Genomic DNA, 20273 nt, shown 5'->3' with positions numbered 1-20273 from the left:
CAATACTATATACTATCCTTGTACTAACAAAACACATAAAACTATGAAAATTTAATTTTCTCAATCATCAACCTTTTTTCAATACCAAACTAACACTAGTTTGGTATTTTTTTTCCACAACAACAAAATTTAATGTATTTCATTTTTGCTTCCTCTTTTTTTTCACCAACTTCATAACATCATTTTTTCAATTTATTTTTATGTGCGATTTTGTCCATCTACATTCTCATACTCAATTTTCATTACTCGATGGAGCTGCCGACATCAATAAAATGATTGCTAAAGCAAAAAATGATGGCATGGTGGCTGCTGCAATTACAGACCATGGCAATATGTTTGGTGCTTTCAACTTCTTTTCCGCTTGTAAAAAACACAATATCAAACCTATTTTAGGTTGTGAAGTCTATGTTGTAGAAGACCGTTTCAACAAAAAATTTACTAGAGAAAATAAAGACAAAAGATACCATCAACTCTTACTAGCAAAAAATGCAAAAGGATATCAAAACCTAATGAAAATTGTGTCTACTGGTTTTATCGACGGATTGTATCAAGATTTCCCTAGAGTAGACAAAAGCATCATTAAACAATATGCAGAAGGAATTATTGCGACCACTTGTTGCGTAGGTGCAGAAGTACCACAAACCATTATGCACAAAGGCGAAGCAGAAGCTGAAAAAGTATTTCTAGAGTGGCTCGATATTTTTGGTGAAGATTATTACATTGAGTTACAACGACACCATATTGAAAATTTAGATAATACAGGTTGGAGTCAAGAAGCCATTAACCAAGTACTATTAAAGTTTGCTCAAAAACACAGCGTAAAAGTTATTGCAACCAACGATTCACACTATGTAGATCAACAAGATTCAGAAGCTCACGATATTTTATTGTGTATGCAAACAGGAAAAGACATTACTGACGAAAATCGCTTTAAATTTCCTAACGACAATTTCTTCTTCAAAACACAAAACCAAATGAAAGAATTGTTTAAAGATGTTCCTTTTGCTATTGAAAACACCTTAGACATTGTTGAAAAAGTACAAAGCTTAGACTTAAAACGAGAGATTTTACTACCAGCTTTTAAAGTTCCAGAAAATTTTAATAACGACCAAAACGAATATTTAAAATATTTAACTTTTGAAGGTGCTAGAAAAAGATGGGGCGAAATCTTACCATTAGATATTATAGAACGCTTAGATTTTGAACTACAAACGATTAAAGGAATGGGCTTTCCTGGATATTTTCTTATCGTACAAGATTTTATTAATGCAGGAAAAAAATTAGGCGTTTTCATTGGTCCAGGAAGAGGTTCTGCTGCTGGTTCTGCGGTTGCTTATGCTATTGGCATTACTAATGTCGACCCAATAAAATATAATTTACTATTCGAAAGATTTTTAAATCCAGACAGAATTTCTATGCCAGATATGGATATAGATTTTGATGATGCGGGACGACAAAAAGTAATCGATTATGTAATTGATAAATATGGGAAAAATCAAGTAGCACAAATTGTTACATATAGTACTATGGCTGCTCGTTCTTCTATTAGAGATGTTGGTCGAGTACTTAAAGTACCATTAAGCGAAACCGACAAATTAGCCAAACTTGTTCCAGATGGTGTTAAAGTGAGTTTAGAAACTGCTTTTAAAGAAGTTGCAGAGTTAAAAACCATCAAAGAAAATAATGAAGATTTAAGAGGACGAATGCTACGCATGGCAGAGCAGTTAGAAGGTACTGTTAGAAATAAAGGTATTCATGCTGCTGGTGTTATTATTGCTCCAGATGATATTACCAATTTCGTACCAGTTTGTACTGCAAAAGACAGTGATTTATTGGTTACACAGTTCGATGGAAGTGTAGTAGAAAATGCAGGCATGCTTAAAATGGATTTCTTAGGTTTAAGAACGCTTACTATTTTAAAAGATGCTTTAGCCAATATCAAAAAATACCATAAGATTGAAATTGATTTAGATACACTACCATTAGATGACGAAAAGACCTATCAATTATTTCAGAATGGAGAAACAATTGGCATTTTTCAGTTTGAGAGTGCTGGTATGCAAAAACATCTCAAAGACTTAAAACCAGATAGCTTTGAAGATTTAATTGCTATGAATGCCTTGTATCGTCCTGGACCAATGGAGTACATTCCCAACTTTATTAAAAGAAAACATGGTAAAGAAGAAATTGCTTACGATTTACCAGATATGGAAGAATTTCTACAAGACACTTATGGTATTACAGTTTATCAAGAGCAAGTAATGTTATTGTCGCAAAAATTGGCTGGTTTTACAAAAGGTAAAGCCGATGAGTTGCGAAAAGCCATGGGTAAAAAAATCAAGGAAAAACTAGATGAACTAAAACCACTTTTCTTAGAAGGTTGTAGTAAAAATAATCATCCACAAAAAGTTGCAGAAAAAGTTTGGAAAGACTGGGAAGCTTTTGCTTCTTATGCATTTAATAAATCGCATTCTACTTGTTATGCTTTAGTAGCTTATCAAACGGCTTATTTAAAAGCACATTATCCAGCGTCGTACATGGCTGCAGTATTATCACACAATATGAGCGATATAAAACAAGTGTATTTGTTTATGAACGAATGTAAGCGAATGGGTATTAACACACTTGGACCAGACATCAACGAAAGTGATGTTAACTTTGCAGTAAACAAAGAAGGCGATGTGCGTTTTGCGTTGTCTGCTATAAAAGGTGTTGGCGAAGCAGCAGTAGAAGAAATTGTAAAAGAACGAGATGAAAATGGTGCTTTCGTAGATATTTTTGATTTTACTAAGCGAGTAAACCTACGAGCTGTTAATAAAAAAAGTATGGAAATGATGGCACAAGCTGGTGCTTTCGATAGTTTTGGCAATGCACACCGAGCTCAATATTTTCATACTTATAGTGATGGTATTGGATTTATTGAAAAAGCAATAAAATTTGGCAACAGTTACAAAGACTCTAAAGAGCAAAATGCTTTTTCTTTATTTGGCGAAGACATCGACCAATACATTCCACCACCAGAAATTCCACACGAATCACCATGGTCTAATTTTGAGAAACTGCAAAACGAAAAAGAAGTAATAGGCATTTATTTATCAGGTCATCCATTAGATGATTATCAAGTAGAATTAAAATCGTGTACTAATGCCACTATTCAAAAAATAAACGAATTAAATTCAAAAGAATTTGTAGACAGAGAATTTAGATTTGCAGCTTTAGTTACTTCGGTTGCTATACGAAAAGATAAGAAAGACCGACCTTGGGCAAGTGTTAAATTAGAAGATTTTGACAGTAGCATAGAAATTAGATTATTTGGCGATGACTATACTAAGTACTTAGCTTTCTTAGAAAATGGTTATCAGTTATTAATCAATGCTGCTTATCAATTGCGATTCAAAGACCAAGAAAATCCAGACTTAGTAATAAGAAATATTATGTTTATGCATGATGTAATGGAAAAGAAAGGCAAAGCATTATCTATACTAATACATTATAAAAATATAATTCCAAATTTAATAGAGAATCTAAAAGACATTTTCACAGAACATCAAGGTAAAAAACCAGTGAGTATTTATATTGCTAATAATAGTGGCGATAATTTAATATTAAAAAGTAAAAAGTATACCGTTAGCTTTAAAAAAGAACTCTTTGATGAATTACAAACCATCAACGACATTTACTACAAAGTAGAATTTATGCAGTGATTTTTTGTAGCCAATCAATTATTTCCATTGGCTATATTTCACTTCAACATAAATACAAAAAAGATTATCTTTGAAAATTAAATGAAACACAGCATACTTATATTATTTCTTTTTAAGTTGATGACTACTTCTGCTCAAACAATTGTTGACACAATTGACTATCAACCGAATTATGAATTTATTGCTCCTATAAAAATTTTAGACGACAGAAGTGCTGATTTATATTATAAAGAAGCCAATAATTATTTCTTAAATAATGATATCATTCCTGCATTAGCATTGATTGACAAAGCAGTAAAAATGGACAATGAAAATGCAGATTACTGGATGTTAAATGCATGGATAAATCTTAGAGCTTTAAATAAAAAAGAAGCTGTTTTTGCAGCACAGAAAGCCGCTATTTTAGCACCAAACAATTGGAAAGCACTATATTGTTTAGCTTACTGTAAGCAAAATAACAACGATTTTGTAGGTGCTGTTTTAGATTATTCTAAAGTAATTGCACTACAACCTAATAATTATTTAGCAGTTATAGGAAGAGCCGAAGCTAAAACTGCCTTAAAAAATTACGAAAGTGCCATACAAGATTATGCTTTAGCAATTGCTATTCAACCATTTGAAGTAAAAGCATACATTAGTAGAGGAATTTTATATTATAAAATAAATTATATGCAAGATGCCATTAATGATTTGTCGGCAGCTATTGTAAAAACACAAGACAGTGATTTAGCATATTTTTATAGAGGATTGGCTTACTTAAAACTCAATCAAGCTGGAGACGCTTGTACAGACTTTTTAAAAGCCAACGATTTAGGCAACAAAGAAGCCGAAGATTACATTAAGAAAAATTGTATTAGGTAAGAATAGTCATTCGTTACTAGTCATTAAGTCAACAGTAATTTCTATAATTAACATCTCTTAAAGAGTTTTACTAACAACTAACAAGTAATTACATCTTGGTATTTTTGCCATTAGTATATTATCTAATTAATAAGTAGTTGTTTATATGCTTCTTACAAATCTATATTGGAGCATAATTACAATTTATGCAACAGAGAAATTATAAAAGAGTGGACAAAAATATAGATGGTTCTTTTTCATACAATACTGTTAATATTGAATCGTTTGATATATTTGAAGATAACTTAGAAATTATTGTTACTAAAATTGCTTATTTACCAGAAATGGGACAGATTTTAGATACGCTAGGTTATGTTGCAGATACTGCCTACTTCTTTTATCAATGTAAAGATATTATCGCTGTTCCTGAGAAACACATCAACGAAAAAGGACAAGGCAACTTTTGTTTCCAAGCATATTTTCATAATTTTCCTAACTCTGTAATGTCTATAAATAAAGATGCATTAGTAGTTATTGTTTTACATCCACAACAAAAAAATGAACATGGCAAACTAGAATATAATGTAGTTGGATATATACATGTAAACTTAATAGATGTATTTTTAGACCATCAACGCTATGATGCATACTACTACAATATGTTGCGTGTAAGTGAGCGAATTGAAAATAATAAAAAAATATATAGACGAAAAAAGATATTTACTTTGATGTTTAGTATTATGCATAGTATTGTTGGTGTTGAAGAAAATATTGCTTTTACTTATGGTGCTATGGGAAAAGAAAATCAAGCAATAAATGAAGCACTAGAATTAAATACTAAACTCTACGAAAAACATTACGAAAAATGGGCTTTTTCAAATAATACACATATCAATAAATTTTTTGGAAGTAAAAAAGCATTTAAACAATGTATTGATATTTCTAATGACATAGAAAAACTAAAAGCATTTTACCAAAAACTCAAAGCACAAAAAGAACATTATGTCTTTTATCATATTAAATCAGAAGCAGATTTCTTAGATACTTTAAATCAGTTATTCACTTACTCAAAATCATCTAAAGTATATATGATTCCTGATAATGATGGTAACATAGATGCTGCTTGTTTAGCAATAAATTGGGGCGATTTCTTTGCATTGCAGTTAGAAAATCCACAAGGTTTATTTAAAGCATTAGCTAACTTAAAACTAACCGATAATATTCTTTATCCAATTATGGTTGTTGGTAATGCTACAACAGCAAAAACATTATTAAAAGGCATAGCATCTCATTATAATAAAAATTATAATTGCAAAGTAACTACATTAAATACTTACAAAGGTGACCCATATTATAAAACCAAGAAAAGTATTTTAAGTGATGAATATTTATTTTTGATTATTTGCAATGATGTAGCAAAATTAAATGCCATGAAAGAACGCTCTAAAGACAACGATGGCAATGTAAAATTATTTATAGATGTACCATTATTGTAGTAAAAAACTCAATTAGACCTAAACACTGTTTTCAGTTTTGAAGAATTAAACATTTGGCTTGGCGAAATAACTTTTTCATTCATAGGTATATTATTACCAAATCGTTCTTTCATTTTTTGTTGAACTACTTTGTTATTTAAGTCAAAATCTGAGACCGTTGCAAAAGGTGAAATTTTTGTTTTTTATTTATTATATTCATTAGTTTATATTTATTATATTTTAATTTGTTTGTTTTATTGGCTTATTTTGTTATTTTTTATCTTTTTTGATTGATTTTTGTTTGTTTAGTACTCTTTTTTTTTACTTTTCTTCGCTTTTTTATGCTTTGGACATAAGTATCCCTGGACTTCTGTATAAATTATATGCTATGGCTTCCATTATGTTTTGTGTGTGCATCTTGGCTATGCCTCTGTATCTTGCTATACCGCCGTTAAACCATCTTTTTATACTGCCAAAAGTGCGTTCTATTTTATATCTGGTTTTGCTTATTAGTTTGTTATAATCTGTTTGGGCTTGTGTTAATGCTTTATTTTTAGTTGCTTTTTTTAATATGTTATTTTTTAATCCTAATGTCTTTAACAATTCATTATTCTTCTCTGATTGATAACCTTTGTCTGCTTTTACTGCTATGTCTTTTGGTAAGTCTGCTGTTTTTAATACCGTTTCTAGATTACTAATTTCATTTACACTTGCTTTGGTGGTTAATACGCCTAATACTAATCCTTCGTTGTCTGTTACATAGTGTTTCTTATAGCCATATTTTAGTTGTTTGCCTCTCTTTATCCATGCTGCTTCTATGTCTACACTTGTACTGTATTTTTTTTCTACCGTCTTTGTTGGTACTTCTTGTGATTGCTCTTGTTGTTGTTGTTGTGCTTCAAGCTCATAATTACTTTTTCCTTTGGGTTTTAATGGTGTTTCTACTATACTGGCATCTACTATAGCTCCTGTCTTTACTAGTATTTGATGTTGTTCTAATTGTTTGTTTATGCTTTTTAATAATTCATCATATGCTCCTGCTCCTGTCATTGCTGTTCTAAATCTGCTTATGGTACTATGGTCTGGTGAGGTTTGGTCTATGGTTAATTCTAAGAAAGAACTAAAGGAGAGGCTGTCATTTATTCTGTCTTCTACTTCGTAATCACTTAGTCCGTACCATGTTTGTAGTAAACAGATTTTGAATAATAACAATCCATCATAACTTGGCTTGCCTGTTGCACTTGTGCCTTTGGTGTAATACTTATCTATTACTGTACTAATTTGTTGCCAATCTATTAACTGGTTAATTTGTGTAAAGAAAACTTGTTTAACTTTCTTTACGCGTGTATCGCATATACTGTCTGCTAATGTGAGTGGCTTATTTATTTTCATAACTCTAATATACTAAATTATAGTATAACTACTAGCATTATTCTATATTATTTTTTATCACTGCCTTGCAACGGTCTTAATCTGATAAATGTTCTAATTGTCCAATCTCAATATTAGCACCTTCTTTATATATTTTCCAAACTAATTCAGAGCAATATATTTTATCATCAGACCATTCAAAGTATAAATCATAGTTTTTGCCTTTGTACTGCTCTCCTAATTGTTTCATTTTATTTAATGTTGATGCTGTTAAAATTTTGTCTGCATTTTTTAATCGTTTTATTACAAAGTTTCCATTTTCGCCACGAGCAATCCAATCTTTTAACAAAGTTAATTGAACAGGTTGTATCGCTTCATAAACGAATAGTTGTCCATTTATTTTATAAATAATTCCCATGTGGCTGTACTTAGATTTTGTAGCCAATTGAATGGCTTTGCTTTGGCTAGATTTTGATGTTTGAAAGATAATATCACCGTTTTGTACTTTATCACTTAATAAATACGCCATTAATTGTGGCGTATCTTTTTTTATATTTTTTGCTTGATACTTGCTGTAAATATTATAAGTAACATAAATAAGCATAAGCAGAGATAATATTATTAATAGTCGTTTTAACATAAGCAGTTCATTAAATATACTGCTATTTATATATTAATCTGTAATAATTTATATAAGAAGTGTTAATGAGTTTGTTTGTTTCTTATAATAGATGCTGAAACAAGTTCAGCAAGTGTTGGAGATGTTTTGGTTTGTTTTCTATTGTAGATGCTGAAACGAGTTTAGCAACAATTGAGATATTTTGCTTCGTAAACTTCACTCAGTATGATGAAATAAAAAAGTCTAAAATTCTTGGGTCTATTAATCTAATAATCTCACAAAAAAATCTTGCTACAAAAAACTATCCGTTTCCTAGTGCTTTGGCTAAGTCTTCTAGTTGACTCATCCATAATTCTTTGGCGTCTTCAATATCACCTTTTTCTGCAAAATCGGTTACTGTAAGAATCGTTTCTTTTGTTATGTCTGTTACTCTAATGCTAAATTCAAAATATACTCTCGGATCATCTTCATCTTCCCATTGCATTTTTACAAATTCATCATCATCGTAGTTTAAAATTTGAGCTCTTTGCTCCTCTCCGTTCCACTCAAAAGTAAATATTTCTCCGTTTGGATCTAAGTCTACATAATCTGCAAACCACTGTACTAAACCAGATGGTGTTGTTAAAAAACTATATAGAATTTTAGGTGATGACCTAAATGTTCGTTCTACTGTAAATGGTATTCTTTTTGACATATCAAGTGAAGCACAATAATAAACAAAAAATACTTCTATCCAAATTTATTTTACATTTTTTTATTTTATAAAAATTCTGATACCAAAAAAAAGCTTCCAATAATTAAAATTAAATCATTTTTACTAGCATTTTTTAAGGCGTCTTGCAAAGCAGCTTGGCAATTTTCGTAGTAATTAATTGTATTAAAATCTGTTTTCATTTTTTCATACAAGAGTGTTGCTGACAACTTTCTTTCGGTATTAGGTTCGGTAATATAGTAGTTGGCATTTTTTGGTAATCGTAATAGAATCTTACTAATATCTTTATCTTTTACAACACCATAAATAATGTGCAATTTATTATAATTTTCATAATTTAATTGTTGGACAGCTTTTGCAATACCATCTTCGTTATGAGCTACATCTATTATTATAGTAGGATTTTGTTGCAGTGTTTGCCATCTTCCATAAAATTGAGTACTACTAATGATATTGGCAATGCCATTTTCTACCGCAGTTTCATTAATAATATTTTTATAATATTTATTATATATATTTATTAAAGCGATGATTGTTTTTAAATTTTCAATTTGATAAATTGCTCTTAAATCGCTTTGATAAGCAACATTAGCATCATTAATATTAAAATTTATATTTAAATATTCATCATTTAATTGAAAACTATTGATAGTACAGACATCATCACTAAAATAAATTGGTGCATGTTCTTTTTTTGCTTTTTTTATAAATTCAAAGCTACTAATTTCGTCTTTTCGTCCAATAACAACAGGAATATTTGGTTTAATAATTCCAGCTTTTTCTCTAGCAATAGCATCAATGGTATCGCCAAGCATATCTTGATGTTCTAATGTAATATTAGTAATAACAGACAGTTGTGGTAGAATAATATTGGTAGAATCTAATCGTCCACCTAAACCAGTTTCAATAATAGCAATGTCTACTTGTTCTTGAGCAAAACAATCGAATGCCATAGCTACTGTAATCTCAAAATAAGAAGGTTGAATTTCACTAAGCAATGGTTTTATCTTTGCTACAAAATCTATCACAAAATCTTCAGAACAATAGTTGCCATTTATTTTAATGCGTTCTCTAAAATCTTTAAGATGTGGCGAAGTATACAAACCTACTTTTTGTCCGTTTGCTTGAAAAATACTAGCCAAGCCATGAGCAACCGAACCTTTTCCATTAGTTCCAGCAATATGTATACTTTTAAATTGCTCTTGTGGTTCATTTAAAAAATTGCACAATGCTACAATATTGCTTAAATCTTTTTTGAAAGCCGATTTGCCTTGCTTTGAAAACATTGGCAATTGTTCATATAAAAAACTAATGCATTCGTTATAAGTCATACTTAATTTTTTGCTTTCGGAAAGATAGAAATTTTTAATTTTGCAAACGATGCGAGTTTTTTACGGATTAGATGATTTACCACAATTTAAAAATGCAGTGCTAACTATTGGCACTTATGATGGTGTGCATTTTGGTCATCAGCAAATAATAAAGCGAATTAATGAAATTGCTCATGACATTGATGGTGAAAGTATTTTGTTGACTTTTGATCCACATCCAAGATTGGTTTTAAATCCGAATGACAATAAACTCAAACTTATTTCTACTATTGATGAAAAAATTGAACTGCTAGAACAATTTGGTTTAGATAATTTAGTGATTATTCCATTCTCAAATGAATTAGCCAATACAGATGCTGTAGATTACATTAAACATATACTAATAGAAAAATTTCATCCAAAATACATTTGTGTTGGTTACGATCATCATTTTGGAAAAGACAGAAAAGGCAATATTAAAACGCTAGCACAATTTGCACCTACTTATCATTATACAGTTGAAGAACTTTGGGCACAAACCGTAGATGAAATTAAAGTGAGTTCTACCAAAGTAAGAGATGCTTTGCTACAAGGTGATATTGCTACTGCAAATGAGTGGTTGTCTCATCCATTTACTATAAAAGGCAAAGTCATTCATGGTGATAAAATTGGTAGAATTCTTGGATTTCCTACTGCTAATATAGAAGTAAGCAATCCACATAAATTAATTCCAGCTTCTGGTGTTTACGCTGTTTGGGTTGATATTGATGACCAACGCTACAAAGGTGCTTTAAGTATTGGTTACCGACCAACTGTTTTTGATAATAGCGAATTGACTATAGAAGTCTTTATTATAGATTTTGATGCCAACTTATATGATAAAAATTTAAGTTTTGAATTTGTGACATACTTGCGTCCGCAAATAAAATTTGAAAATTGGGATTTACTACAAACAGCCATTGAAAACGATGTACGCATTATTAATGGTTTGTTGATAGAATAGTTTTTGATTACTAAGACAACTTTGTGATACATTTCTTTACTACACTTAAGAATTCCTATAAAATATTTGTAATTTAAAAATAATTGCTTAACTTGTTATAGTAAAAACTATGTTACTACAGAAAGATATTATAGTAAGTTGATGTGGTGATATATAGTAGTTAGGTACAATACGAAGAAAGACCGCACAGAAAAATAACCGATGGAAAATATGAAGTTTTTAACTCAAAGAAAAAATAAAGTTGTAATTTTGGACATCATTAGTCTAAAATAATTTTGTCCAAATGAGTAATTTAAGCAAAATATTAAAATTGGCACGAGAAGAGAAAAAACTCATCTTACGAAAAGTTGCTTCAGAACTTGACATCGACCAATCTTTGATTAGCAAATTTGAAAAAGGAGAACGTAAACCGACAAAGGAGCAACTTATTAAACTCTCTGACTTTTACAATTTACCTAAGCAAGATTTATTAATTGAATGGTATTCAGATAAAATAATCTATGAACTGAAAGACATTGATTACGCTAATGATATATTAATCGTTGCAGAAGAAAAAATTAAATATCAAAAAGCAAATCAAAATGCAGTATAATTTTATAGACTTATTCGCAGGAATTGGCGGTTTCAGAAAGGGTTTTGAAGATGCAGGATTTAAATGTATTTTCACATCTGAAATAAATAAACCTTGTCAAGAAGTTTACGAAGCAAACTTTGGAGACAAACCTTTTGGCGACATAACTAAAATTAACCCAACAGAAATTCCAGATTTTGACATTTTATTGGGTGGTTTTCCTTGTCAACCTTTCAGCATTTCGGGAAAAAAAATGGGTTTTGAAGATACAAGAGGTACTTTATTTTTTGACATTTGCCAAATAATTGACAAAAAACAGCCAAGTGTTGTTGTTTTAGAAAATGTAAAACATTTAATTCATCACGACAAAGGAAGAACTTTTACTGTAATCTTAAAATCCTTAATGGATTTAGGGTACAATGTAACACACAAAATTTTGAACGCAAAAGATTTTGGACTACCTCAAAATAGAGAACGAATTTTTATAATTGCAACAAGAAAACACTACTTCGATTTTGAAAAACTCAAAAAGAAAAAGAAAGTTATTTTAAGAGATTTTTTAGACAAAGAAGGCAATTTTGAATTTATTGAGAAATCAGAATATACATTAATTGAATCACCCAAAAAACAAGAAAGTGGTTTGTTATTTGTAGGATATAGAAACAAAAACACTTGGAAAAATGGTATTAGGAAAAATACTGAACATCTTTCAAGAGTTCACAGACAACCTAATAGAATTTATTCAATTGACGGAACTCATCCAACAATTCCATCACAGGAAACAGCAGGTAGATTTTTTATTTACATTCCAGAATTAGATGCAGTTAGAAAACTAACAATAAATGAATGTTATAAAATAATGGGCTTTCATCCCAATTTTATAAAACATTCAAATGTTGGAGAACAATATAAACAAATTGGAAATTCTGTTGCTATTCCAGTAATCAGAGCCATTGCCGAAAGTATAAACGAACAAAAATTATTAATTGATGAACCACAAAGACAAGTTGTTGGAGATTTACAAACTCTCTTATTCGCTTAAAAACATAAAAGATGTAAACAAAGAAACAATAGGTTTTATTAAATCAATTGGAGAAAAGATTAATACTCAAAAAGGAGTTTTCACTGTTTTAGTAACATTACTTACTCATAAAATTATAGACCCAAAACAAGATATTAGGAAACACCAAACGAGTATGAAAGATGGTTTTTCGGGTCGGTCAATTGACTTTGTACATATCACACCAACATTAAAAGAACTTGGTTTGCCCTCAATGGCTGAAAGTGGTTGGCTAACTCGTTCTTTGGAACAGCCATATCCTTACAATTTAGATTATAATGGTAAAATTAGTAACAAAGTAGTCAAAGAAGCATTTTTAAATATTCTTGACTTTGTTGAGAAAAATCCAACATCTGCTACAAATGTACTTCGCCTTTTATTAGCCGAAGCAACAGCATCAAAAAATGACGCAATTGTAGCAATCTTGCCGTTAGAAAATCTTGAAAAGCTTACAATTGAAAATATAATAATAGCATTAGATGAACATTTTAGAACTAAATATGCAACTCACGGAGGAGCAAAACTTCCAGTTTTGGCATTTTTCGCAATCTATAAAAGTCTAATCAAAGAAATTGGAAGATACAAGGAATGTACTTTGGCTGAAATGGGTAGTCATACTGCATCAGACAGAACTTCAAAATCGGCAGGCGACATTGAAATTTTCAAAAAGAAAAAGTTGTTTGAAGCAATTGAAATAAAATTAGACAAAGCAATTGATGTAACAATGGTAAGAATTGCAATTGAAAAAATTGCTCGTTACAACCCAGAAAGATATTATATTTTATCATATATTGGCATCAAAGAAACCGATAAATTAGAAATCACAGACTTAATTGACAAATTAAAATTAGAACACGGTTGCCAAATTATTATAAATGGACTTTTGCCGACAATCAAATACTATCTGCGTTTAATTACTTCATTAGATGAGTTCATAAATAATTACAACAATCTAATTGAAAAAGATACAGAAATTAAGAAAATACACAAAGAAAAGTGGAATGATTTAATAGACAAACACCTTAAATAGAAAAACTGGTATTACAGCAGTAATTATTATATAAGTATATAAAATATATTATTTACATGTATTTATATTACAACTTTTCTATTTTATCTTATATATTTTCTCAAATTATGCATTAGGAAAAATAGGTTTTCATTTTGTTTGTTTTTAAGGTTGCGTAGCTACGCCACACTCTACTACTTTAAAGCTAGTGCTAAAAAGTTGAAGTACTACGCACTTACTATTTAGAACTAGAAGTATGAAATACTTCAATTTGAATTAAATAATATTAGTTTAATTTTGGTTTAATTTTACAATAAACGCAGGCATTTTTTGTAGCAGTTACCAAAAGCATAAGGGATAGAGCGGAAAGCCCACAGCGAAGTTGTAAACAAGCGAGGACTTATAGCGATAGCCCGACCGTAACGCAGTGTAGGTTATGCCAAAAGAATAGTCATTGAACCGTGATCATTAGGCAGTGGTTATTGGTTATTACTTTTGAATACTAAAGTTTTTATACATTTTTAATATTCTTAATGATACTGCTAGAATATCTCTACTTTGCATTAGTATAGTGGTTTGTAAAATGGCTTGCTTGGTGCTTAAACCTTCTATTTGTATGTGCTGTACTTGCTTGTCTAACTCTGAATTGATAAATGTTCTTATTTCGTTTCTTTGTTGTGTTACTTCTGCAATTTGCTCAAATTTATTTTGCTCTATGGTTTGAACCAACGCTTTAAAATATACTTGCATTTTTTTATTCAACTCGGTTATTATTTGAATAAACTTGGCGTCTGGTGTTTTGTGTAAGTCTTTTACATAGTACAAACATTCTTGCGTTAAATATTTGGTAGACTGTGTAATATCTTGCAATAAATCGGAACTGTGTAATAATAACTCGCCTGCACTTTTATCGTCGGTTTTAAGTTTTTTAATTTGCTTAATACTTTTGGTTCTAAACTTATTGCTATATAACATTAGACTTTCTATTAAATCGTCTGATTTTTGTAATGTCTTTTTGTCTTCTTTTGGTAGTGCTTTTAAGCATCCGTTATATGCTGTTACAATATCGTTTACTCCTTGTAACATTAGTTTTTTATTGGCAATGATAGTTGTTGAGTCTTTTTCGTCGTATAAGTTAAGTGTTTTTACCGACTGTACTTTCTTTTCTTCTTTAGAAAATCTCATATGCGACAATACCATATACATTATAGTAACACCCACTAAAATTAGTATTCCGACATTGCCTACTTTAAACATTACTAGCACAAATAAAGCTGCTATAGAAAATGCTATGACTGCTGTTAAAAACCATCCGCCAATAACACTTAGTACGCCAGCTACTCTATATACTGCACTTTCTCTTCCCCAAGCTCTATCTGCTAATGATGTTCCCATGGCTACAATAAATGAAACATATGTTGTAGAAAGTGGTAATTTTTTAGAAGTTGCCCAAGCAATAATAATACTTGCCATTACTAGATTGATAGATGCTCTGACTAAATCGAATGCTGCACCATCGTTTTGTTCTACTGCTTTTCTTAGTTTATTTTCTTCGAAGCTTTTGTTGTATTTCTCTGCAATGCTATTAGGTAATATTACTTCAAAAATTCCGCCAATAATAAATGCTGATTGTACTATACTTCTGGAAATAACATTTGATTTAAATAACTCTTCTCCTTCGTTCTGACTACCTAAGCTAATTTCGGTTTCTGTAACTTTTTTAGCTTTGGCACTAAACCAAATGGTTAATCCCATTACTACACCAGAAATTAACAGCATATACAATGGTACTACAACATCTTTTGAAGCTAAAAATGCCATTTTATATTCATGTGCTGATACTCCAGATGCTTTCCAATCTTGAAATGCTTGTAAACCTGCAATTGGTACGCCTATAAAGTTTACTAAATCGTTTCCTGCAAAAGCCATTGCTAATGAGAATGTTCCTAGTAATACTACTATTTTTAATGGATTGATTTTAGCAAACTGTAATAATAATTGTAGTACGACTGAAAATAGTACTGCCATTACAATTAATATCATATTGGTATTGTCTACAATCCAAGCCATGTTTTCTTTGCTGATAATGGTGGTTCCTTTTAGTCCTTTTATCAATAAAAAATAAACAATTGCTGTAATGCCTAGACCAGAAAATATAGCACCATATTTTTTTAGATTTTTTTCATAATCAAACGAAAAAATAAATCGTGTGACATATTGTACTGCTGTACCTGATACAAATGCAATTACTACAGACATTACTATACCTACAACAATTTTCTTAGCACTTTCCATATTGATGTACTGACTGACACTGTTTATTGGATCGTTGTTTTGAATGGTAATTAGTAGTGCTGCCATAAATGCTGCTCCTAGTAATTCGAATACTATAGATACTGTTGTTGATGTTGGCAATCCTAAGGAATTAAAAATATCTAATAGAATAACATTGGTAAGCATTACTCCTAGAAAGACAATTATAATGCTATGAAAAGTAAAAAATTCTGGATGAAAAATTCCTTTTCTAGCTACTTCCATAATTCCGCTAGAAAATACAGAGCCAACAATGACACCAGCAATAGCAATTATGAAAATAGTTTGAACTTTTGCTACCTTACTTCCTAAGGCAGAATTTAAAAAGTTTACAGCATCGTTACTTACTCCTGCTACTAATGCAGCTACGGCAAGTACTACCAATACTATAACGAGTATTAAGTATAATTCCATGTTACAAATTTAGGTACATAAATTCATATCAAATTTAAAATAAATGTGTAAATAAAGTGAAGAAATTAGCCATTTTATAGTCTTATTGGTTGTTGGTTATTATTACTACTGGTTGTGCATTTAGCGTCATTCTTGAGAATTTGGTAGTTTAACTGAGAAAATTTCTGCCATAGTATATTAAACAATAAACTTGCTAGTAAGTACTATTTTTGTATATTGAAATAAAAATTAAGTCTATGGAAGAACTAAAATATCCAATAGGAAAGTTTATAATGCCAGTAAGTGTTACTGAAAAACATATTCAAGAATGGATAAATGACATTGCTATTTTTCCTACACAACTAGCAAATACTTTAAATGATATTGACCAAAATTTATTAGCTGCTTCTTATCGAGTAAATGGATGGTCGATTAAACAGATTGTTCATCATTTAGCAGATAGTCATATGCACAGTTATATTAGAATGAAATTAGCAATAACTCAAAATACACCTACAATCAATCCGTATGATGAAAATGATTGGTCTGTTTTGACTGATGCGAATAACTATAATATTAATGCTTCTGTGTTAATTATAAAAGGATTACACGAAAGATGGACTACCTTTCTACAATCACTTTCTATGAATGACTTAGATAAATCTTTTTATCATCCAGAACATAAAAAAACATTTAGTATTAAAGAAAATATTGGCAGTTATGCATGGCATGGCAAACAACATCTAGCACATATTCAACTAGCTATTACTCAACCTGTTTACAATTAAGTTATAAACTTATTGAGTACATTTAGTTATATGTAAATAATTCTAAAACTTAAAAAGCAACACAAATATTTATTAAAAATTGTTCTATTAATTAAAGACAATAGTATTTGGTCCTATACCTACCGTATAGCTTGTTTTTAATTCGCCACTTTCTGTATAGACTTTTATTTTTCCATTTCCAGCAAATGAAGTCGCTACAGCTAACCATACATCGCCTGTATTTGGATGAACACTCATACCGTAAATACCTAATTCGTTTACCAACACACTAGCATTTAGTAAAGTCGCATTAGTAGACAACTGATACAAATCATTATCTAATTTATAATATAATTGACTTTTATTTTTACTAACTGCTAAATAAGCAACTGCACTAATGTCGTTGTCTTCTTCTATCAATGTAAATGAGTTAACAACACTTTTTGTAGTAGGATTTATCTTAACTAAAGTAGCTTTTGTTTGTCTGTTTGGTTCGTAAGTTATTGGATCGTATTGAATATATCCTTTGCACAAGACCCAAATATTTCCATTTCCATCTTCTGCAATTGCCGTTGGATTTGAGCCAACACTAAATCTGTCTACTTCAGTTTGTGTATTCAAATCAATAACAGAAATGGTAGAATCTGCTGCATATCCACCAGTATTAATTACCCAAAGTTGATTGTTTACTTTTAAGAACTGCTCTGGTCCTTTTCCTACTGCTATTGATTTTGTAATGGTTTTAGTTGTTAAATCTAAAATTTGAACATTGCCTACTGCATTTCCATTAGCAATATACACATATCTATTTCCATCATACCATGCATATCTTGGATAATCAAATCCTACATCAAAAATAGTTTCTAATTTAAAAGTAGCTGCATTTACTAACACTACTTTTTGCGAATTATTAACGATGATAAGTCCGTAGTTTCCACAAACAGTGTACGACTGAGCAACATCGCCTAAAGCCAAACCATTATTTGCTCTACTAAAAATATTGTCGATTACATTACCTTCTCTATCAATAAAACTAATAGATGCATTGCCTTGAAGAAATGCACCTTCGTTGACTACAATGGCTGTGCCTTCTGTTTTGTAACTATCAGAATAATTGGTGTTCTTTTCTTTTTGACAAGCTGAAAGTAATAGTACTATCAACAAAATTAAAACGCTACTTTTCTTCATTTTTATTTATTTTATAAGTTATAGATATATTTAAATTTCGTTTTGGTTGTGCATAATTTCTCACTGATTCGTAATCTTTATTAGTGATGTTATTCACATTGATTTGAAATGCTAATGCACTTTGTTTAAAATTATATTCGTACTGTAAATACAAGTTGTGTAAGGTATATTTTGGTAGTGCTAAAAAATCATCGTTAGAAGTTGTAGTAAATCTTTGGCTATTAAAAAGTACATTCCAGCCAATAGTAAAATTTTTAGTTTGATAGTTGATATCTGATTTTAATGTATGCATTGGTTTGTATGGAATATAGTTTTTATTGTACTCAGGCGATATTTCATTCTTTAATATTATAGATTGATTAAAATTATAATTTAACCAAATATTTATTTTTGATGCACTAAATTTATTTTGTAGCAACACAGAAAATTCATTTCCGTAGTAATGTGTTTGTTGAATATTCATAGGTGTCCAAATTGTAGTATTGTATGGCAACCAAATAATATTATTATTAATTCGATTGTAGTATATACTATTTTTTATTTGTAGCAACTGATGTGTCCATTCTTTTTGCAACTGTTGAAATAATTCTAAAGTAAAACCTCGTTCTGCTTTAAGGTTTTCATTTCCACCAACAGCCCAATATAAATCATTAAAATCTGGTGCATGATATTTGTCTGCATAAGAAATTCCAATCATATAATTTTTAGAGAAATAATTGATACTAACACTCCATAATGGCAAAATATATTTTCCTTTTTGAATTTCTTGTCTAACTGATGCTTGAATTTTTAATTTACTAAAATGATAATTCCATGCCAAGAACAAACTACTATTCATTCTTTTTCGTTTGGTTTCATAAGCATCAATATTAGTATGTAGATAGTTGAATTGAAATCCTACATCAAAGTTTGTTTGATTATTTAATTGATAATTAAACAATACATTATTATACCATCTGTTAGTTTTATAGTTGGCTTGTAAATTGAAAGAAGTATCTATTTTTAAATCTTTATCTTCATATAATTGATAATCGTATAAATGTGCGGTAATTAGTTGATATTTTAGTTGCGTATTGATATCTCCTTTAAACTGAATATAGTTTTTAACCGTAAAATCTTGCTGGTACTTTTGACTCGGTTTTATAACAGCCATGGTATTAGGAATCTGTTTATATTTATTTTGAATCCATGTTCCTAACAACATTGTATGTTTTTGATGAAATTTAATTTGCATATCCTGAACTAAACCATACTGTTGCAATTGATTATGTTTAACAGTGTCTGTTGGTTGATTGTAAGCATATCTATTAACATAAGGAAAGTTATTTTGTGCTTGCTCATAAAAAGCATTTATATTGTGTATATATTTTCGTTTAGCAATTATTTGACTAGCTTGTACTTTATAATGATTAAAACTTCCTAACGAAGCAATAATGGTAGTAGCAGTAATGGTATCCTTAAATTGATTATCTAGCAATAGAACACCACCAAAACTTCCTGCTGTAAAATTATTAGAACCTGCATTGGTTATTAATTGTACACTGTTGGAAGCTGTATTGCTAATCAAGGAAATATCCATTGATCCTAAACTCAACGAATTAATTGGAACGCCATTCCACAGTACAACAGTATGGTCATCGTTGGCACCACGAACAGAAATTGAAGCATTGCTCAATCCATAAAACTGAATATTGGCTGGTGTATAATTTTGTAATGCCGTTCCAATATTGGTAAGCGATTGTTGTTGTGCAATTGTCTTACTAAGCTCAAAGCTATTGTACGATGGAAAATAATTATACTTGCTTTCTGCTTGAATAATTACTTCATCAATAATAATTGGCATTGTATCACTATTGCTGCTCTGTGCAGATGCTATCTTCAATAAAAAGACAAATAATATAAAATTAATTACTCTATTCATAATATATGTTATCCCGA

General features: G+C 30.0%; 13 protein-coding genes and 1 pseudogene. 7 read left to right on the top strand and 7 right to left on the bottom strand.

Annotated elements, in window-relative coordinates; genetic code table 11:
* The first annotated feature begins 200 nt into the window (after positions 1 to 200).
* The 3 genes from dnaE to H6553_04575 all read left to right on the top strand — a co-directional run bounded on the left by dnaE (position 201) and on the right by H6553_04575 (position 6040).
* Positions 201 to 3704 carry a DNA polymerase III subunit alpha gene (gene dnaE / locus H6553_04585; GenBank protein ID MCB9033092.1) on the top strand — a complete coding sequence of 1168 codons (3504 nt, stop codon included), beginning with the start codon at positions 201 to 203 and terminating at the stop codon, positions 3702 to 3704.
* A gap of 81 nt (positions 3705 to 3785) precedes the next feature.
* On the top strand, positions 3786 to 4565 hold the full coding sequence (locus H6553_04580) for a hypothetical protein (protein ID MCB9033091.1): 780 nt from the start codon (positions 3786 to 3788) through the stop codon (positions 4563 to 4565).
* Between the two features lie 185 nt (positions 4566 to 4750).
* The gene (locus tag H6553_04575) at positions 4751 to 6040 is read left to right on the top strand and encodes a hypothetical protein (GenBank protein MCB9033090.1); all 1290 of its coding nucleotides are present in this window, start codon (positions 4751 to 4753) and stop codon (positions 6038 to 6040) included.
* A 318-nt stretch (positions 6041 to 6358) separates the two neighbouring features.
* Here the strand turns inward: H6553_04575 and H6553_04570 are convergent, their stop codons facing one another.
* The 4 genes from H6553_04570 to H6553_04555 all read right to left on the bottom strand — a co-directional run bounded on the left by H6553_04570 (position 6359) and on the right by H6553_04555 (position 10052).
* On the bottom strand, positions 6359 to 7411 hold the full coding sequence (locus H6553_04570) for an IS5 family transposase (protein ID MCB9033089.1): 1053 nt from the start codon (positions 7409 to 7411) through the stop codon (positions 6359 to 6361).
* A 76-nt stretch (positions 7412 to 7487) separates the two neighbouring features.
* The gene (locus H6553_04565; protein MCB9033088.1) at positions 7488 to 7994 is read right to left on the bottom strand and encodes a YiiX family permuted papain-like enzyme; all 507 of its coding nucleotides are present in this window, start codon (positions 7992 to 7994) and stop codon (positions 7488 to 7490) included.
* Between the two features lie 316 nt (positions 7995 to 8310).
* The gene (locus tag H6553_04560; protein MCB9033087.1) at positions 8311 to 8703 is read right to left on the bottom strand and encodes an SRPBCC domain-containing protein; all 393 of its coding nucleotides are present in this window, start codon (positions 8701 to 8703) and stop codon (positions 8311 to 8313) included.
* Positions 8704 to 8768: 65 nt separating this feature from the next.
* Entirely contained in the window at positions 8769 to 10052 is a 1284-nt protein-coding gene (locus H6553_04555; GenBank protein ID MCB9033086.1) for a bifunctional folylpolyglutamate synthase/dihydrofolate synthase, read from the bottom strand.
* A gap of 49 nt (positions 10053 to 10101) precedes the next feature.
* Here H6553_04555 and H6553_04550 point away from each other — a divergent pair, with 49 nt between their 5' ends.
* The 3 genes and pseudogenes from H6553_04550 (at position 10102) to dcm (ending at position 13695) form a co-directional block, all read left to right on the top strand.
* Positions 10102 to 11034 (top strand): bifunctional riboflavin kinase/FAD synthetase, encoded by a 933-nt coding sequence (locus H6553_04550; protein ID MCB9033085.1) that lies wholly within the window; start codon positions 10102 to 10104, stop codon positions 11032 to 11034.
* Positions 11035 to 11317: 283 nt separating this feature from the next.
* Positions 11318 to 11626, top strand: coding sequence for a helix-turn-helix transcriptional regulator (locus H6553_04545; protein ID MCB9033084.1), 309 nt, complete (start codon positions 11318 to 11320; stop codon positions 11624 to 11626).
* Positions 11616 to 13695, top strand: a pseudogene (gene dcm, locus H6553_04540) (DNA (cytosine-5-)-methyltransferase). Before H6553_04545 ends, dcm begins: the two are co-directional and overlap by 11 nt.
* Positions 13696 to 14163: 468 nt before the next feature.
* Here dcm and H6553_04535 read toward each other — a convergent pair.
* The gene (locus H6553_04535; GenBank protein ID MCB9033083.1) at positions 14164 to 16401 is read right to left on the bottom strand and encodes an inorganic phosphate transporter; all 2238 of its coding nucleotides are present in this window, start codon (positions 16399 to 16401) and stop codon (positions 14164 to 14166) included.
* Positions 16402 to 16637: 236 nt separating this feature from the next.
* Here H6553_04535 and H6553_04530 point away from each other — a divergent pair, with 236 nt between their 5' ends.
* Entirely contained in the window at positions 16638 to 17168 is a 531-nt protein-coding gene (locus tag H6553_04530; protein ID MCB9033082.1) for a putative metal-dependent hydrolase, read from the top strand.
* An 87-nt stretch (positions 17169 to 17255) separates the two neighbouring features.
* Here the strand turns inward: H6553_04530 and H6553_04525 are convergent, their stop codons facing one another.
* Both H6553_04525 and H6553_04520 read right to left on the bottom strand, forming a co-directional pair.
* Positions 17256 to 18335, bottom strand: coding sequence for a hypothetical protein (locus H6553_04525; protein ID MCB9033081.1), 1080 nt, complete (start codon positions 18333 to 18335; stop codon positions 17256 to 17258).
* Positions 18322 to 20256 (bottom strand): TonB-dependent receptor, encoded by a 1935-nt coding sequence (locus H6553_04520; protein ID MCB9033080.1) that lies wholly within the window; start codon positions 20254 to 20256, stop codon positions 18322 to 18324. Before H6553_04520 ends, H6553_04525 begins: the two co-directional genes overlap by 14 nt.
* Positions 20257 to 20273: the final 17 nt, after the last annotated feature.

This window comes from Chitinophagales bacterium, assembly GCA_020636535.1.
Lineage (GTDB): Bacteria > Bacteroidota > Bacteroidia > Chitinophagales > JADIYW01 > JADJSS01.
This window is presented reverse-complemented; position numbering and strand designations above follow the sequence as displayed.

Coding starts and splice junctions, on each gene's coding strand:
- dnaE (MCB9033092.1), top strand. CDS start 201: ATGTGCGATTTTGTCCATCTACATTCTCATACTCAATTTTCATTACTC.
- H6553_04580 (MCB9033091.1), top strand. CDS start 3,786: ATGAAACACAGCATACTTATATTATTTCTTTTTAAGTTGATGACTACT.
- H6553_04575 (MCB9033090.1), top strand. CDS start 4,751: ATGCAACAGAGAAATTATAAAAGAGTGGACAAAAATATAGATGGTTCT.
- H6553_04570 (MCB9033089.1), bottom strand. CDS start 7,411: ATGAAAATAAATAAGCCACTCACATTAGCAGACAGTATATGCGATACA.
- H6553_04565 (MCB9033088.1), bottom strand. CDS start 7,994: ATGCTTATTTATGTTACTTATAATATTTACAGCAAGTATCAAGCAAAA.
- H6553_04560 (MCB9033087.1), bottom strand. CDS start 8,703: ATGTCAAAAAGAATACCATTTACAGTAGAACGAACATTTAGGTCATCA.
- H6553_04555 (MCB9033086.1), bottom strand. CDS start 10,052: ATGACTTATAACGAATGCATTAGTTTTTTATATGAACAATTGCCAATG.
- H6553_04550 (MCB9033085.1), top strand. CDS start 10,102: ATGCGAGTTTTTTACGGATTAGATGATTTACCACAATTTAAAAATGCA.
- H6553_04545 (MCB9033084.1), top strand. CDS start 11,318: ATGAGTAATTTAAGCAAAATATTAAAATTGGCACGAGAAGAGAAAAAA.
- H6553_04535 (MCB9033083.1), bottom strand. CDS start 16,401: ATGGAATTATACTTAATACTCGTTATAGTATTGGTAGTACTTGCCGTA.
- H6553_04530 (MCB9033082.1), top strand. CDS start 16,638: ATGGAAGAACTAAAATATCCAATAGGAAAGTTTATAATGCCAGTAAGT.
- H6553_04525 (MCB9033081.1), bottom strand. CDS start 18,335: ATGAAGAAAAGTAGCGTTTTAATTTTGTTGATAGTACTATTACTTTCA.
- H6553_04520 (MCB9033080.1), bottom strand. CDS start 20,256: ATGAATAGAGTAATTAATTTTATATTATTTGTCTTTTTATTGAAGATA.